We start from the raw sequence: 16,088 nt of genomic DNA, 5'->3' as shown, positions 1-16,088 counted from the left end.
CATTGCGCATGCCCAGTACCGCACGGCGCCCCGGCTTTGCGCCTTCTCCCGGTTCCTTCCCCATGTCTTCCTTCTACCAGCCATCTGCTGAGCTGCTGCATGCCTTCGGCTTTGTGCGCTTTGCCTCGCCGCCCGGCCAGGCGCGCTACAGCCGCCCCAGCGCCTGCGGCCAGGAAACCATTGTGCTCTACGACGACGGCGAGCTGAGCCTGCTCGAAAACGTTAGCAGCCAACTGCTTTACAGCTTCCAGGGGCGGCTGGCTTCTGAGGCCGAGCTCCGGGTGCTGCTGCGCCAGGTCAACTGGCCGGCCGAAGTGCTGCTTTCCTCTTAACCCTCTTTTCCTTCCGACCATGACAGATTCTTACCTGCGGAGCCTCGGCTTTACCCCTGCCGACCAGGCCCCGCACGCTGCACGCCCTTCTTTCTCAGATGCCTGGCGCTACCGGCACGAGCACATGGCCCAGGACGGGACGCCGCTCTTTATCGAGCATGCGCTGGGCATTGATGGCTGCCGGCTGAGCGCCGTGGAAGCGCCGCTGGCCGCTGCCGACGTATTTGCCTCGGTGCCGCTACTGGATAAAGCGGCGCTGCAGACAGCAGTGGACTCGTTTTTTGCGGCCCACGGGGGGATGGGCAGCGCGACGCCGGTGTTTGTGCCGCATTCCTACCTGCCATACCGCCGGCAGCGCTAGTTCTCATCAACGGTATCCTTTATTCAGCTATCCATCCCATGGACAAAGACCTGCAACTCAGCCTGGCCAACAACGCAAAAGAATGGCTGGCGCTTTCGCTGTCTATTTCTTCGGCGGAAAAACTCTCCTTCGACAAAATTCACGACGGATTCTTCTCCACCTACGGCGCGCATTTTATGGCGCACGTCTACCGCGACACGTTTGAGCGGGTGCTGAACAACACGCCCGAAACAGAGCGCAACAAGCTTATTCTGGCCTTCCGCGACTCAATGGACAAGGCCATCGACGACCATTACGCCACCGGCCAGGAGTAGGAGCGCCGCCGGCCGCCCGCCCGTAGTCCGCTGGCGCCGGATGGCGAGAGGTGGCGGGGCCGGCGGGCACTCAGAATACCTTAGGCAAACGGCCTGCGTGTTACCTTAGCAAAACGCCGGGGTGGTCCGGTGGGGCTGGCGGCAGAAAATGCCAGCGCAATGACTTGCTATGGATATTCTGAAGCGCCATAACGTAACGATTTCCGGATCGGGAGACCGGGCTATGGTATTTGTGCACGGCTTTGGCTGCGACCAGCGCATGTGGCGGCTGGTGGCCCCGGCCTTCGAGGGCGACTACACAGTGGTGCTGCTGGATCTGGTGGGTGCCGGCAAATCGGACCTGACGGCTTACGACCCGGTGCGCTACAACAGCCTGCAGGCCCACGCCGACGATGTGCTGGCCGTGCTGCAGGCCCTGAATCTGCGCGGGGTGGTGCTGGTTGGGCATTCCGTAAGCGCCATGATTGGCCTGCTGGCCGCCAACCGGCAGCCCGAGCGGGTGGCCCGGCTGGTGCTGGTGGCGCCCTCGCCGCGCTACCTCAATGCGCCGGGCTACACCGGCGGCTTCGAGCCGGCCGATATTGACGAACTGCTCGAAGCCATGGACAACAACTACCTGGGCTGGTCGGGGACGATGGCACCCGTGATAATGGGCAACCCCGAGCGCCCCGAGCTGGCCGAAGAGCTGACCAACAGCTTCTGCGCTACCGACCCGACCATTGCGCGCCATTTTGCCCGGGTCACGTTCCTGTCGGACAACCGGGCCGACCTGCCGAAGCTGCGCACGCCGGCGCTGCTGCTGCAGTGCGCCCAGGATGTGCTGGCGCCGCTGGACGTGGGGCGCTACCTGCACGAGCAGCTGGCCGGCAGCGAGCTGGTGGTGGTAGACACCTCGGGGCACTGCCCGCACCTGAGCGCGCCGCAGGCTGTTATCGGAGCTATTAATCATTTTGTGGCTCCGCTGCGTACCACCCCATTATGAGCGAAGCGCACGAGGAGCCTCTACCGGAACTGGACCTGCGCCTGACGCAGGACAATCTGGAGCTGTTATACGACCGGGCACCCTGCGGCTACTGCTCGTGCCTGCCCGATGGCACGCTGGTAAAACTCAATCAGACGCTGCTGGACTGGCTGGGCTACCCGCGCCAGGAGCTGGTGGCGTACCGCTGTTTGCAGGAGCTGTTTACGATGGGCGGGCGCCTGCACTACGAAACCTATGCCGCGCCGCTGCTGCTGCTCCAGGACCAGGTGCGGGAGCTGAGCTACACCATGCGCTGCCAGAACGGCGCCACGCTGCCCGTGCTGATGAGCGCCGCGCTGGTGCGCGATGCCGACGGGCAGCCGCTGGTGATGCACGTGACCCTCTACGACATTACGGAGCGCCGCAAATACGAGCAGGAGCTGCTGCGCACCAAGGCTCTGGCTGAGGAGCAGCGTGAGCAACTGGCGCGCGCCAACGAGCAGCTGCTCAGCAAAAACGAGCAGCTCACCCGCATCAATTCCGACCTGGACAACTTCGTGTACACGGCTTCGCACGACCTCAAGCAGCCCATCGACAATATGGCGGGCCTGTTTGGGGAGCTGAAGCAGGCCGCCACCTTCCACGACCCGGACGCAGTGCACATGGTCACGATGTTTGACGAGGCGCTGCGGCAGATTCTGAGCACCATCCGGGGCCTGACGGAGGTGGTGCAGCAACAGCGGCAGCGGCAGCAGCAGCCGGAAGAAGAGGTGGCGCTGCTGCCGTTCGTGGAGGAAATTATCCGGGTGCTGCAGCCGATGTACAAGCCTCATGCCACGCCGTTCGTGCTCGATTTCAGTGCCGTGCCCACGCTGCGCATGGCCCGCTCCAGCCTCTACAGCATGCTGTCGAACCTGCTCAGCAACGCGCTGAAGTATGCCCAGCCGGGCCGGCCGCCCCGCATTCGGGTGAGTACGGCGCTGCAGGAAGGCCAGGTGGTGCTGAGCGTGCAGGACAACGGCCGCGGCCTCGATTTGAGCCGGCACGGCGGGGAGCTGTTTCAGCTGTTCCGGCGGTTTCACCCCGACGTGGTGGGTTCGGGCATGGGGCTGTATCTGGTGAATCGGCTGGTGCACCAGGCGGGGGGGCGCATGGAGGTAAGCAGTGTGGTCGGTGAGGGCACCACGTTCCGGATTTACCTGCCCCAGTAGCCACGGCGGCGCTTAGACGACCGGGCGCGGCGCCGGAACGTAGAAGGGCCGGCGGCCCGCCTTGCGCGCGTTGGCGACCTTTCTACGTCTCACTTTATCTGGCAGCGCTGCTATGTCGTCGTCGTCTTTTCTGGGGGAGTTTCTGCGTAATCCGGCCGTGGTGGGCTCGCTGGTGCCCAGCTCCGAAGAGCTGACCAGCGCCGTAATGGCGCCCATCGATTTTGCGCGGGCTTCCTGCATTGTAGAGTACGGGCCGGGCACGGGCGTCTTTACGGAGGTCCTGATGCAGCGCCGGCGGCCCGGCACTACGCTGGTACTGATAGAGGTGAACCGCAGCTTCTGCCAGTTGCTGCAGCAGCGCTACGCCGGCCACGCCGGGGTGCACATTCTGCACGGCTCGGCCGACAAAACCGCCGACAACCTGCGGCAGATTGAGACGGGCACGAAGGCGGCCACCGAGACGCTGCCGGAACTGCTGGCAGCGGCCACGACGCTGCTGGAAACGCGCCTGGACCCGTTTGTGAAGGCGCAGCAGCTGGCCCAGCCGGAGCTGGTGCTGCAATACGAGGCGGTGCGGCGGATTGTGAAGACGGCGGCGCGGCGGCTGCCGGAGTATCGGGGGGCGACGGTGCCGGGCAAGCCGGTACTGGTGTACGACCGGCGCGAGGCGGGCGTGGTGGCTCCGATGCTGGGCAACCGCAGCGGCCGGGGCCTGACGCTGCGCTACTACACGGCGGCTTCGGCGGCGGCGCTGCCGGAAAACGGGCAGGGGCTGGCGGTGAAGAACAAGGCGGAGGTGCATCTGCCGGACTATAGCAAGCTGGGCCCCGAGGATGCGCCGTATTTGCTGGTGGTGCAGGAGCAGCTGGATGGGGAAGGGCGCTGGGTAGTGCGGTAGCGCGGTTTTAGCGGTAATGAAAAAGGCCCCGGCGCGGTTGCGTCGGGGCCTTTTTTGGTGGGGGTGGCTATGCCTCCATGTTAGAGTTCGTCACGAGTTACGCTACGTTAAACTCGCGCTATATGGGCTGCACGGACGGTAGCGGTGCCGTAGAGGCGCAGAATGTTGGGCTTGCCCTCGAAGGCGCACCACATCAGGGTAATGCGGTTTACCTCCAGCAGGTGAGCGGCGGTTTCGTTGCCGCTACCGGTCAGGTTCAGCCAGGCCACGCGGTTGGCATCGAGCACGCGCAGGGTATCCTGGCCCTTGGGCGAGATGTTGACGCGCCCATCCGCAGCGGCCGTGCCCACGAAAAACACGTGCTGCTGCTCGATGAAGGTCTGTATTTCGGCGCTGATGGCGGGGTATTGCTTGCCCATTGGGAAGAGAAGTTAGCTGGGTAAGCAAGTAGGGTTGCTGAGTATTGATATAAAGTTGCTCTTCAATGATGGACTGAGATGCATAACCTCCGCTATATTATACAATATATTAATAATATAGCGGAGGTTATGTGTACATGTGGTATTATTTAAGATAGTTGTGAATATTTAAGCAGTAAACTGCATATTGCAGCCTTTGTTGTTCTTTATTTCATTGATTATTAGCAAATTATTTTTGTTTTTTTAATATTTTATTTTGTATTGTTGAAAAAATCATTGATAATATGGATTGCATCTGAAAACCCTTTAAAATCTTCTATATCATAACGCTCTTTGCAGATGTAGTTACAAAAAGCCCTTTTGTTAAAGTCACTAGCTATAGTTACTTGACCGTAATCTCCTGTTTTTTCTATTTTAGAATAAAATCTTCTGTCTGATGAGTCAAATAATGATTCGGGTAACAAGTTTTCTATTCCCTTTTTTGCTATCTTGTTATGATCGTTTTTTAGTAATGTTCTTATCCAAAGATTTTCTTCGTTTGAATTAGGTTTATTTGTGTCTGAGTCATATAGCAAGAGTACTCTTCGATTTTTTAAAAACTCAGGATTAGCTCGTAAAAATTCTCCCGCATTGTTGAGGCTTTTATCACCTGTGAAGAATTGTTGACCATTGCGTGTGCCACCAATCCACTCAATGTCAATGCTAGATAGGAGGTCGTCTCTCTTAAATAATTTAAGAGCGGTTTGTAAGTAATCAACATCTGTATCACCCTCTGTTAGTATGAGTGGTTTCGTTTCTTTATCTAAAGCCAATCGTATTTTTTTGCGCTCAATATCTTCATAAGTTTTTGTGTTTTGGTAATAATCAAATGAGCTTCTAAATTCACTAAATCTTTCGGCAGTTATAGGATTGCCTTCAGGCATATCTAGTAACATATACCCATTCGTATTGAATTTACTCTCAATTCCTAATACAAACAGGGGGGGCATGTGATGTTACTATAAATTGAACTTTAGGAAATATTTTAATTAAATTTGGGAGAACATTATACTGAAGATCTGCATGTATATGGGAGTCAATTTCATCTATCAATACAATGCCTTTTATATTGCTTAATGCTGTGCTCTTGGTATTGTCAGCTCTGTCAGCGTACCTAATTATAGTCATGAACATATTAAATAATAAAGCTTGGCCAGTAGATAAGTGATCTAAACTTGGTATTATAACTTCATTATTTTCTACTACACATATTCGTGAAAGGCCATTTGCTCTGGGTAATAGAGCGAGTCTGATATTAGATTTATTGAGAATTTGTTTTAAAAGGCTTTCTATATTAGATATGGCTCCTCTTCTTTGTATCAGTTCGCCTTGCTGACCTCTGAGTATAAAATTTATTTGTTGATTTACGTATTGTAAATCAAAATCAGCTCTTGAATCAAGAAATAAGTGTAATAGCCAACTTTGATTCTTAGATGCGGTTTCTGTGATTATAATAGGTTTGTGCTTTAATTTTTTTCTAAAATTCTTTCCTGTGTCAAAATCATTGATGTCTTCGACTACATCTGGGTTATACCAGTGAGGCCTCTCGGATCTGTTGTAAGGAAAGAAACAAATGCTATTATTTGTAAATATTTTTTCTGTTTTCTCTTCGATCTGTCCCTCTAATTCTTTAGAGCCATCAGACCAAGGTAGTGTTTTATTTAATATCAGCTGGCATTTTTCATTCCAATCAGGTGGTGCGCTACCAACTTGTTCTCTGTATATGATATTGTACTCAGAGTTAATTTCATTAATGTCTTTAAATTGCAATATTGAAAGTGAGTATTGAGATCCTAGCTTTGTGTTAGTGCCGCCTACCACTCTTAGGTAAGGTGAGTTAACACCTTGTCCTGGAACAATATCTTGAAATGCCGTTTTTGCTAGTTCTACTAATGCATCTGCTATGTATGAAAGTAAAACCGTTTTTCCTGAACCATTGCCGCCTACTATAACGATAGGTTTTGGATTGCCACGTTCATCAAAAGGTAATTCTATTTCTAGTTTTGAGATAGGGCCAGTATTTTCTAGCCAAATATTTTTTAGATACATGCTGCCTGAGGGTTAGTAGTTTAAAAACTAAATTTAGTGAAATTCTACTCTCGTTTAAGCACCTCCCGAATTCCACTCAGGCCGCCGGCAATGCTTTCCAGCTTATCCAGCATCTGCAGGAGCTGGCCGGCGCCGGAGTTGCGGAGGTTGTTAGGGGTATTCCCTGCCGTGGGGCAGCCGTATCGGAGGCTCAAGGAAAGCCGCCATGTGGTTGCCTGGGACATGGGCTAGGCATTCAGATACTGCCCAACTCCATAGATGGTGATGCCAGCGCCGATTCCTGCAAACACCCAGGTTAGCAGGGCTGAGCTATCGGAAACGATAATAAAGCATGTTGGGTCGCCAGGATCGAACCGAAGTTGAACAGCTTCGCCCTCGGTGAAGCTGGATGGATTGGTGCCTGTATCGTAGCGGGCAGTTATCCATTTCTGTTCTGGTGTGAGGAAGCGGATAACAGGATGATAGACGTCTCCTTCACGCTCTACCCGAATTACCACGCCTTCAGCAGTAACGCCATGTTTCTGAAGTCTGGCTCTTTGTTGGAGCTTGGCCAGGGCGAAAAACAGGAATCCCACGCCCAATGCCATTGTTTTGAGGAACTCCGTGTCAGTAGAATCGAGGTTGAACATATCTATTCGCCTAATGCTGCACTCCCCTGGCAAAGTTCTCCGGCTTCACCGGGGTCTGTAAGAGCGGGAAGGAAGTATGAAGGTATGGATTCCATCAGCAGCTTCCCTTACGGGAGCGGCCGGCGCTAGTGGAGTAGCGGCCTGATGACCAGGCCGGGCGTTGCGGCGGTGGCGTTGGCCGGGTGGTCTGGCGGGGGCTGGGTGAGGGGTATTGCTGGTTTGGGGTTTGGGCGGGAGGCGTGTGCGACGACCGGTCGGACGCCTGCGGCGTCGGACCGGGGACACATGGGGCTGGGTACCGATATTTGCGGCTATATGGCAACACTTGGTAATTCTGCGGTTCCTGGTTCTTCTCCTGCTTCGGCTGCGCCGGTGGCTGCTTTGCCGCCGGGCATCGGGCTGCTGCGGCTGAAATTCCGGCTGCTCGCGGCCCTCTCGACGGAGCTGGCGTTTGGGGCGGCGTGGCGGCTGTTTACGACCCCGCGCCGGCTGGCACCGAAGCAGTGGGAAGCCGAGGCGCTGGCCGGGGCCCGGCAGTTCTGGGTGGCGACGCCGCGCAGTCGGGTGGCGGCGTATGAGTGGAATCCGGAGGGCGCCCACACGGTGCTGCTGGTGCACGGCTGGGAGCACCGGGCCAGTTTCTGGGGCTATATGGCGCGGGGGCTGGCGGCGGCGGGGTTCCGGGTGGTGGCGCTGGACGGGCCGGCGCACGGGGCTTCGCCGGGCGAGCGGACCACGCTGCCGGGGTTCGGGGCGGCGGTGCAGGCGGTGGCCGATGCGGTGGGGCCGGTGCACGGGGTGGTGGCGCACTCGTTTGGGGGCGCAGCCACGGCGGGTATTCCGGTGCGGTTCAATCGGGAGGCCGATGGAACGCTGCCGCGGCTGGTGCTGCTGGCGGTGCCGGCCAGCACGACGGCGGTGGCGCAGCGCTTCGCGGAGCTGCTGCACCTGCCGGCGGCGGTGGTGGCGCGCATGAACCGCTACGTGCAGGAGCAGCACGGCCGCGACGCGGAAAGCTTCAGTTTGATTCATACGGGCCGCACGCTGCCGGTGGGCCGGGCGCTGCTCTTCCACGACCACGACGACGCGAGCATTCCGTTCGGGGAAGCCGAGGACATTGCGGCGAGCTGGCCGGGGCTGGAGTTCCGGCCGACGAGCGGGCTGGGGCACAACCGCATTCTGCGCGACGCGGGCGTGATTGGGGAGGTGGCGGCGTTTCTGGTGTAGGCGGCGGGCCGTTTACCGGCTGACTTCGAGCCAGCCTTTGTAGGTGCGGCCGGTTGGGGCGTGGCGCAGCAGGTAGTAGTAGGTGCCGGGCGCGGCGTTCTGGCCCCAGTCGTTGTGGTAGGAGCTGGTGGAGTAGACGCTGCGGCCCCAGCGGGAATAGATGGTCAGGGCCCAGCCGCTGCCCTGCAGGCCGGTAATGGCGAACCGCTCGTTTTGGGTGTCGCCGTTGGGGGTGATGATGTTGGGGATGGTGAGGCAGGCTTCGGTGCTGACGCGGCGCGTGGCGGTCTGGGTGCCGCAGCTGCCGGAAACAGTAAGCGAGTAGGTGCCGGCTTCGCGCACCAGCAGGGCGGTGCCGGTAGAGCCATCAGACCAGCGGTAGCTAAGGCCGGGAACGGTGGCGGCGGGGGCCAGCAGGCGGAGGGTGGCGCCTTCGCACATCGTGGTGTCGGGGCCGAGGGTGAAGGCGGGAACGGCTTCGGCGGCGCGTACGCGCAGGGTGGCCAGGCGGCTGCAGCCGCTGGCGAAAAAGGCGGTGAGGGAGTAGGTGCCGGGCTGTTGGGGGCTGATGGTGGGCGTGGTAGCGCCGGTGCTCCAGAGGTAGCGGGTGGCGCTGGGCGCGGCGGCGCTCAGGCTGAGGGGGCGGCCGGGGCACAGCAGCGAATCGCCGAGAATGGCCACCGTGGGCGCGAAATCCCGCACGGTGTAGCGGGCCGTGCTGGTGAAGCCGCCGCCGAAGCTGGCCGTGACGGTGTAGGTGCCGGGCTGGGTGGCTGTGATGGTGGGAGTAGTGGCGCCGGTACTCCAGGCGTAGCCGGTAGCGGCGGGCGTGGCGGCGGCCGTGAGCAGCACCTGCCCGCCATTGCACAGCAGCGAGTCGCCGAGGATGCGCACGGTGGGGGGGCCGCTGAGCCGCACGAGCCAGAAGTCGCTGCTGCCATTGGGGCCGACTACGGGATGGGTTTTGTCGCCGGAAACATCAGAGTAGGAAGTGCCGCCGAGGATGAAGCCGCCATCCGAGGTCTGGCGCAGGCTGTTGAGGGCGTCGGCGTTGTTGCCGCCGTAGGCCAGGTCCCAGCGTTTGGTGCCGGTGGCATCGAGCTGCACCAGCCAGTAGTCGCCGTTGGGGCTGCGGTTGGGCTGGGTCCGGTCGCCGGAGAGGCCGGAGTAGGAAATGCCGCCGAGGGCATAGCCGCCATCGGTGGTCTGGCGCAGGCTGCGCAGGTCGTCGGCGCTGATGCCGCCCAGCGTCCGGTTCCACTGCGGCGCGCCGGCGGCGCTGAGCTTCACCACCCAGTAGTCGTGCTGGCCCCGGCTGGGCTCCGACTTCTCACCGGAGACATCGGAAAAGGACAGGCCGCCCACGATGTAGCCGCCATCCGACGTCTGCTGCAGGCTACGGAGCTTGTCGTCGTCGGTGCCGCCGAGGGTCCGGTCCCAGAGCTTACGGCCGCCGGCATCGAGCTTCACCACCCAGAAGTCGGCGGAGCGAAACGGCGTGAGGGGGCCGCGGTTGGGCTCCGATTTGTCGCCGGTCGCGCCCGATTCGGAGAAGCCCCCCACGATGAAGCCGCCGTCGGTGGTTTGCTGCAGGCAGGTCAGCTCCTCGTTTTCCTGGCCGCCCAGCACTTGGTCCCATTGCTTGAGGCCGTTGGCATCGAGCTTCACGAGCCAATAGTCGGCGGTGGGGTAGGCGCCCGGCAGGCCGCGGTTGGGCTGGGTTTTGTCGCCGCTGATGCCGGAGGTGGAAGAGCCCCCCAGGATGTAGCCGCCGTCGGCGGTCTGCTGCAGGGCACTGAAGTAGTCGAGGCCAGTGCCGCCGAAGGTGTAATCCCACTGTTTGGTGCCGTTGGCCGAGAGCTTGATCAGCCAGTAGTCACTGGTCTGGGTGGGGCCCTGGTTGGGCTGGGTTTTGTCGCCGGAAGCTACGGACAACGACCAGCCGCCGAGGATGTAGCCGCCATCAGCAGTTTGCTCCAGTGCCAGCAGCTGGTCGGTGTTGCTGCCGCCGAAGGTATAGTCCCACTGCTTGGTGCCGGCTGCATCCAGCTTCACCACCCAATAGTCGGCGAAACCGCGGCTGGGCTGGGTTTTGTTGCCGCTGCCGGGGGAAGTGGAGAGGCCGCCGACGATGTAGCCGCCGTCGGTGGTCTGGCGCACGACGGCCAGGTCTTCATAGGCGGTGCCGCCGAGGGTAAGGTCCCAGAGCTTGGCCGGAATCTGCGCCTGGGCGGCTAGCGTGGAGAGGAGGAAGCCAAGGAATAGCCAGGCCCGCAACCCGGGCAGATAAGACCGTAACACCAGCGTGATAGTGAGGAGGATAAGGACGAAGCGGAAAAGCCGCCGCCAAAATTACGGCAGATAACGCAGGTTTCAGCGGCGGCGCTACACCGTTTCGTGGCCGGCGGCGGAAAGCTGGCGCAGCACCTCGCGCAGGCCTTCGGGCTCCTGCACAAGGCGGTGGATGTGGTGGAGGTAGTCGGCCTCGGCGCGGAGCTGACGCTTGAGCTGGCGGATTTCCTGCTCGCGCTTTTTGCCGGTGCTGCCGAAGAAGCCGTTGGCCCCGAATTTCAGCTCGTTGAGCTGCTGCTTGAGCTCCGTTTGCTGCTGGTGCAGGGCCTGGGTGTAGCGGGTCAGCACGGTGTCGTCGGCCTGGTCGGAGGGGGCGGCTTCGGAGAGGAGCTGGAGCAGGGTGTAGAGGTCGTTGGCTTCGTAGGCTTCGGTGATGCGCTGCATCAGGGCCGTTTTGTGCTGCTGAGCGGCCGGGTCGCGCTCCAGGTCGGGGTGGTGGGTGCGGGCCAGCTGGCGGTAGAGCGTTTTGGTGTTCGAGAGCAGGGCCTGCTGCTGTTCGCGGGCGTGCTGCTCGGCGGCGGCCTGGGCCTTTTCGGCTTTGGACTTGCGGCGGCTTTGGGCGTGGGCGGCGGCCCGCTCGTGCGGCGGCAGGCTGTCCGCCACGGGCGGCGAATCCGGGGTGGTGGGTTCGTCGTCCTCATCGACGCGGCGGCGCGGCGCGTATTTGCGCAGCATGTCGGCCGCATCTTCCCCGAATCGGTCCTGCAGCGCCCGCGCATTCCCCACGAGCAGTGCCGTAATCTGCTGTTCTTCGAGGCGGCTGAAGTAGCGCAGGAGCAGGGCCTCTTCCAGCGGCGCGAACAGGGCGCGGCGGGCCTGCACCACGGTTTCGGCGGCCGGGCCCACCTGCTGCCAGTAGCGCCGCCGGGCATCAGCCTGCTCGGCCTGGGTTTCGCGCAGGCGCTGCCGCAGGCCTTCCACCTGCTCCACGGCCGCCCGAAACGCCTGCTGCGCGGGCGTACCCGGCGCTTCGGCCGGGGCCGGAATGGGCAGGGAGTTGGCGGTGGGCAGGTCGGTAGCGGGGTTGTGCAGGTTCATGGGCGCAAAGGTAATTGGGGATTTAAGGTGAACCGTGATGAGGTGATGGGGAGATGAGGTGAATGGGCTGCCTGTTGTTATTCCGAGCGTAGCCGTAGCCAGGGGATATTCTGGTGTGGCAATCACCACCAAAACCTCAGCACACGAGATTCCCTGGCTACGGCTTCGCCCCCTGGCTTAATGCGCCACATGCTCGGAATGACGCACTTTTTACCTCTCACCTCTCACCCCATCACGGTTCACCTAAATCACCCAAACAGCTCATACGCCACCCGAAACGTGTTGCAGTGGGCGTCTACAATGTCGCGGAGCTGCTCGGAGTAGCCGCCGCCCATGCTCACGGCCACCGGCAGGCCAGCTGCGCGGCACAGGCTCAGTACGTACTCGTCGCGCTGGCGGCAGCCGGCTTGAGTGAGGGCCAGCTTGCCCAATTTGTCGGTGACCAGCACATCTACGCCGGCCTGGTAGAAGATAAAATCAGGTTGCACTTCGGACAAAAGCCGGGGCAGAGCTTCCATCAGAATCCGCAGATAAGTGGTGTCGTCGGTGCCCAGGTCCAGCGCAATATCCAGGTCCGACTGCTCTTTGCGCAGCGGGTAGTTGGCGCCGGCGTGCATGGAGAAGGTAAAAACGCGCGGCTCGTCCCGGAAAATGCGGGCCGTGCCGTCGCCCTGGTGCACATCCAGGTCTACCACCAGCACCTGCCGGGCTTGGCCGTGGTGGAGCAGGTAGGCGGCAGCCACGGCTATATCATTGAGCACGCAAAACCCTTCGCCCCGGTCCCGGAACGCATGGTGCGTGCCGCCGGCCAGGCTCAGACCAATACCATCCCGCAGCGCCCGGAGCGCCGACTGCACCGTGCCGGCCACGCTGCTCAGGGAGCGGCGCACCAGCTCCGGGCTTTGCGGCAGGCCCAGGCGGCGCACTTCGGCGGCTGAGAGCTGCAGGTCACGTACCCGGTGCCAGTAGTCGGGGGAGTGTACGCGCAGGATGTCTTCCTCGGCGGCCAGGCCCGGGTCGTAGAAGTCGTGGGCCGGGGCAATGCCCTGCCACAGCAGCTGCTCCCGGATCAGCTCATACTTGGCAATCGGGAAGCGGTGGCCGCTGGGCAGGCTAATGCTGTAGCGTTCGGAAGTGGCAAGGCAGGGCATAGGTTGTGCACATACGCGTGGAAGAGCCGCCGGATGGTGCTACCGGAAATTCCTGGCGAGCCAAGCGCGCAGTAAGTGGTTTCGTTGGTACGCTATTAGGGCGGATGTGAATTTCAGGGGGTAGGTTTATTTTATTTTTATCGGATCAGCTTTCTATTGAATTGATAGTAGTGTTGAAAAAAAATATTTCATTGATTTTTTAAAATAATTTGGTGGCGTAAAAAACTTCTGTCATATTTGTCACACCAAACACAATAACCCATGCTGCGCTACACCACTATTACCTTTATGCAAGTCGATTCGAAGCTGGGGGCTTCGGGTCCGGTTCGGTACAGCTAAAGTAGCAGCAGATTCCCTCTGATACTTCCGCAACCCGAACCCAGAAGGTTCGGGTTGTTTGTTTAACAGCCTTTTACATCCTTCGGCCATGCATCTGCCCGCAGATTGCTTTATGCTTCCCCTCCAGAATAAACGGCGCATCCGCCGCGAGTGGGATTGGTATGGCCGGGACTTTTTGTCGGAAGATTCACGCAGGTAAATTCCTCGTGTTGTATTCGTGAAAAGGCCTGGCTTCCTTCCAGAAGTCGGGCCTTTTTTACGCCCGTTGCTTGACTGAATTTTCTATTTAGTCTATGCGGAATGCTGATGCCTTTACTTTGCTGTTTTAATTAATTTAAAAGCTGCTGTTAATTATAAGATAAGCTGAAGTGTAAAGTAAAGCAGCGTCATTTCAACCATTAAATTTCCCGCCTATGCGTTTCAATCTACCCTTCCGCAAAGCCCAGCCCGCTACTACTACCAACCACGAAGGAGCGGCTGCCTTCGCCCTCACGCCTGCCCTGGAACTATACGCAGCAGTGGCCACTGCGGCCCTGTGTGAGCAATACTACGAGTCGGCGGAAACGCGGCTGGTGCGCCTGCGCGAGCTGGTGGCGCAGTGCGACCCGCAGTTTGTGGCCCGGCTGGCCGTGTATGCCCGGGAGCGGATGTATTTGCGCTCCGTGCCGCTGGTGCTGGCCGTGGAGCTGGCCCGCCTGCACCGCGGCGACAACATGGTGAGCCGCCTGGTAGCTCGTATTGTGCAGCGCCCCGACGAAATAACGGAGCTGCTGGCCTTTTACGCGCAGGCCAACCAGCGGGCGGGAATCAAAACGCTCAACCGCCTCTCCAAGCAGCTGCAAAAAGGCCTGGCTCTCAGCTTCAACCGGTTCGATGGCTACCAGCTGGCCAAATACGACCGGGCCGGGGCCGTGCGCCTGCGCGACGCGCTGTTTCTGGTGCACCCCGCGGCCAAAAGTCCGGAGCAGCAGGCCCTGTTCAACCAACTGGTGGCCGGCACTTTGCCCACGCCCTACACCTGGGAAACTGAGCTGTCGGCGCTGGGGCAGGTGCCCTACGCCACCCCAGCCGCGCGGGCCGCTGCCTTCCGCCAGAAATGGACCGAGCTGATTAGCAGCGGCAAGCTGGGCTACATGGCCTTGCTGCGCAACCTGCGCAATATCTTAGAGGCCGACGTGTCGGCAGAGACGATGGTGGAAGTGTGCGCCGCCCTGGCCGACCGGTTTGCGGTGGCGCGCAGCAAGCAGCTGCCGTTCCGCTTCCTGGCGGCCTACCGCGAGGTGAGGGCGCTGGAAGGCGGGCACGTGTCGGCGGTGCTGGCGGCTCTGGAAGATGCCATAGCGCACAGCGCGGCCAACCTGCGCGGCTTCGGCCCCGAAACCCGCGTGGTTATTGCCTGCGACGTGTCGGGCTCGATGCAGCAGCCGGTGTCATCGCGCAGCAAAGTGCTGCTCTACGATGTGGGCCTGGTGCTGGGTATGTTGCTGCAAAGCCGCTGCCAGCACGTGACGGCCGGCATGTTCGGCAACACATGGAAGCGCCTGAGCCTGCCCCGCGGCCCGGTGCTGCGCAACGTGGACGAGTTCTACCGCCGCGAAGGCGAGGTAGGCTACAGCACCAACGGCTACCTCGTGCTGGAGGACTTGCGCCGCCGCGGCGAAGTAGTAGACAAGGTGCTGCTGTTCACGGACTGCCAGCTGTGGAACTCGAACTTCAACGGCACCTCAGTGGCGAAGGAGTGGGCCGAGTACCGCCGAACGGTAGCGCCCCAGGCCCGCCTCTACCTCTTCGATTTGGCCGGCCACGGCACCACGCCCGTGGAAGTGCGCGCCGAACACGGCGTAGCCCTGATTGCCGGCTGGTCCGATAAGGTGTTTGACGTGCTGGCGGCCCTGGAAAACGGCGGCTCCGCCCTCACCGAAATAGACACCATTGACTTGTAAGTACGCCGCCCCGGAAGTGGCTTGAACGCCAGAAAAGCTGCCGCCACTTCCGGGCTACGGCCGGATAATCCAGTTGCCAGACACAATAAGCATGGTTTCAACAGCGTAAACAGATTTGGGAAGGCGGCTGACCACTTAACGGCAGCCGCCGGCCGGAACGGCGCGGCGCCGGGGCAGTATAGCTCCGGCCCACCGTTCCAAACCGGCTGAGCCACCGTTCGGGTGTCGTAGGCGGGCGTTACTTCGTGGTTGGTTTTCAGGCGTGGCTGTGGCCGCGCTACGGGTTCGAGTCCCGCGCCTGTGCTGCGGTATGGGCAGGAAAACATACGTCGGCCGCTTGTTGCCCCGAACCGGTGGTTTCAGCCGGATAATTTCACCCTGCCGGGTGCCGTCGGAAAGCATTCCTTCGGGTCAATCGTTCGAATCGATTCAGTCGGGCCTGCGGGCCTGGTTGTAGCTCAGTTGGTAGAGCAGAAAGGCTTCGGCCGCCGCTTTCCACCAGTTGCCCCGGCAGTTTTCTTGCGTAGTGCCCTTGTACGGGTGCCGTAGCCAGGCCATACGTCGCACTTTTAATGCCCGGGTCGCAGGTTCGAATCCTGCCGGTGGCTGCCTGCGGGCGGCGGCTGTAGCTCAGCCAGGTAGAGCAGGATATGGAGGCCGGGCGCTTGTTGCCCCGTACACACTAGGCACCTGGCCGGTGCCGTAGCGAAGCCATACTTCGTTCAGGTCGATGGGGTCGTGGGTTCGAGTCCTACCTGCCGCAGGGCAGTAGCTCAGTGGGTAGAGCACCTGTAGGCTTCGCGGCTTGTTGCCCGGCCAGGTTCT

The 16,088-nt window shown here is 60.2% G+C and carries 16 protein-coding genes; 8 read left to right on the top strand and 8 right to left on the bottom strand.

Translation table 11 applies throughout. The features are described 5' to 3' along the window. Positions 1-62: 62 nt before the first annotated feature. From BUE15_RS09845 to BUE15_RS09820, 6 genes are all read left to right on the top strand, one after another. Positions 63-332 carry a hypothetical protein gene (locus BUE15_RS09845; protein WP_073283926.1) on the top strand — a complete coding sequence of 90 codons (270 nt, stop codon included), beginning with the start codon at positions 63-65 and terminating at the stop codon, positions 330-332. A gap of 19 nt (positions 333-351) precedes the next feature. Further along, a complete protein-coding gene (locus BUE15_RS09840; protein WP_073283923.1) occupies positions 352-693 on the top strand; it encodes a hypothetical protein in 342 nt (113 codons plus the stop codon). A 38-nt stretch (positions 694-731) separates the two neighbouring features. Then, positions 732-1,007 carry a hypothetical protein gene (locus BUE15_RS09835; protein ID WP_073283919.1) on the top strand — a complete coding sequence of 92 codons (276 nt, stop codon included), beginning with the start codon at positions 732-734 and terminating at the stop codon, positions 1,005-1,007. 169 nt (positions 1,008-1,176) lie between these two features. Then, positions 1,177-1,989: an alpha/beta fold hydrolase gene (locus BUE15_RS09830; RefSeq protein WP_073283916.1), complete on the top strand. Its 813-nt coding sequence runs from the start codon at positions 1,177-1,179 to the stop codon at positions 1,987-1,989. Then, positions 1,986-3,179: a PAS domain-containing sensor histidine kinase gene (locus tag BUE15_RS09825; RefSeq protein ID WP_073283913.1), complete on the top strand. Its 1,194-nt coding sequence runs from the start codon at positions 1,986-1,988 to the stop codon at positions 3,177-3,179. Before BUE15_RS09830 ends, BUE15_RS09825 begins: the two co-directional genes overlap by 4 nt. Positions 3,180-3,291: 112 nt before the next feature. After that, positions 3,292-4,077, top strand: coding sequence for a class I SAM-dependent methyltransferase (locus tag BUE15_RS09820; RefSeq protein WP_073283910.1), 786 nt, complete (start codon positions 3,292-3,294; stop codon positions 4,075-4,077). Positions 4,078-4,184: 107 nt separating this feature from the next. Here the strand turns inward: BUE15_RS09820 and BUE15_RS09815 are convergent, their stop codons facing one another. The 5 genes from BUE15_RS09815 to BUE15_RS09800 form a co-directional block, all read right to left on the bottom strand. Continuing rightward, positions 4,185-4,496 (bottom strand): pyridoxamine 5'-phosphate oxidase family protein, encoded by a 312-nt coding sequence (locus tag BUE15_RS09815; protein ID WP_084548953.1) that lies wholly within the window; start codon positions 4,494-4,496, stop codon positions 4,185-4,187. A gap of 251 nt (positions 4,497-4,747) precedes the next feature. Continuing rightward, positions 4,748-5,485, bottom strand: a complete 738-nt coding sequence (locus BUE15_RS21530; protein ID WP_139252204.1) for a hypothetical protein — start codon at positions 5,483-5,485, stop codon at positions 4,748-4,750. Continuing rightward, positions 5,457-6,584, bottom strand: coding sequence for an AAA family ATPase (locus BUE15_RS09810; protein ID WP_073283908.1), 1,128 nt, complete (start codon positions 6,582-6,584; stop codon positions 5,457-5,459). Before BUE15_RS09810 ends, BUE15_RS21530 begins: the two co-directional genes overlap by 29 nt. 44 nt (positions 6,585-6,628) lie before the next feature. Continuing rightward, complete coding sequence (locus BUE15_RS21930; RefSeq protein ID WP_170865230.1) at positions 6,629-6,778, bottom strand: hypothetical protein; 150 nt, start codon at positions 6,776-6,778, stop codon at positions 6,629-6,631. A gap of 33 nt (positions 6,779-6,811) precedes the next feature. After that, positions 6,812-7,213, bottom strand: a complete 402-nt coding sequence (locus BUE15_RS09800; protein WP_073283903.1) for a DUF3592 domain-containing protein — start codon at positions 7,211-7,213, stop codon at positions 6,812-6,814. A 315-nt stretch (positions 7,214-7,528) separates the two neighbouring features. Between BUE15_RS09800 and BUE15_RS09795 the strand changes: the two genes are divergently transcribed. Further along, the gene (locus tag BUE15_RS09795; protein WP_170865229.1) at positions 7,529-8,440 is read left to right on the top strand and encodes an alpha/beta hydrolase; all 912 of its coding nucleotides are present in this window, start codon (positions 7,529-7,531) and stop codon (positions 8,438-8,440) included. Between the two features lie 12 nt (positions 8,441-8,452). On the opposite strand, the gene BUE15_RS09790 is transcribed toward BUE15_RS09795, so the two are convergent. The 3 genes from BUE15_RS09790 to BUE15_RS09780 all read right to left on the bottom strand — a co-directional run bounded on the left by BUE15_RS09790 (position 8,453) and on the right by BUE15_RS09780 (position 12,981). Then, on the bottom strand, positions 8,453-10,741 hold the full coding sequence (locus BUE15_RS09790) for a T9SS type B sorting domain-containing protein (protein WP_139252203.1): 2,289 nt from the start codon (positions 10,739-10,741) through the stop codon (positions 8,453-8,455). An 84-nt stretch (positions 10,742-10,825) separates the two neighbouring features. Further along, positions 10,826-11,830 carry a J domain-containing protein gene (locus BUE15_RS09785; RefSeq protein WP_073283895.1) on the bottom strand — a complete coding sequence of 335 codons (1,005 nt, stop codon included), beginning with the start codon at positions 11,828-11,830 and terminating at the stop codon, positions 10,826-10,828. A gap of 248 nt (positions 11,831-12,078) precedes the next feature. Next, complete coding sequence (locus BUE15_RS09780; protein WP_073283892.1) at positions 12,079-12,981, bottom strand: histone deacetylase family protein; 903 nt, start codon at positions 12,979-12,981, stop codon at positions 12,079-12,081. Between the two features lie 752 nt (positions 12,982-13,733). Here BUE15_RS09780 and BUE15_RS09775 point away from each other — a divergent pair. Beyond that, complete coding sequence (locus BUE15_RS09775; protein WP_073283890.1) at positions 13,734-15,263, top strand: TROVE domain-containing protein; 1,530 nt, start codon at positions 13,734-13,736, stop codon at positions 15,261-15,263. Positions 15,264-16,088: the final 825 nt, after the last annotated feature.

The sequence above is a fragment of the Hymenobacter psychrotolerans DSM 18569 genome, assembly GCF_900142395.1.
Classification (GTDB): Bacteria; Bacteroidota; Bacteroidia; order Cytophagales; family Hymenobacteraceae; genus Hymenobacter; species Hymenobacter psychrotolerans.
Note: the sequence above shows the minus strand (reverse complement) of the source record. Positions and strands in the feature narration are given on the sequence as shown.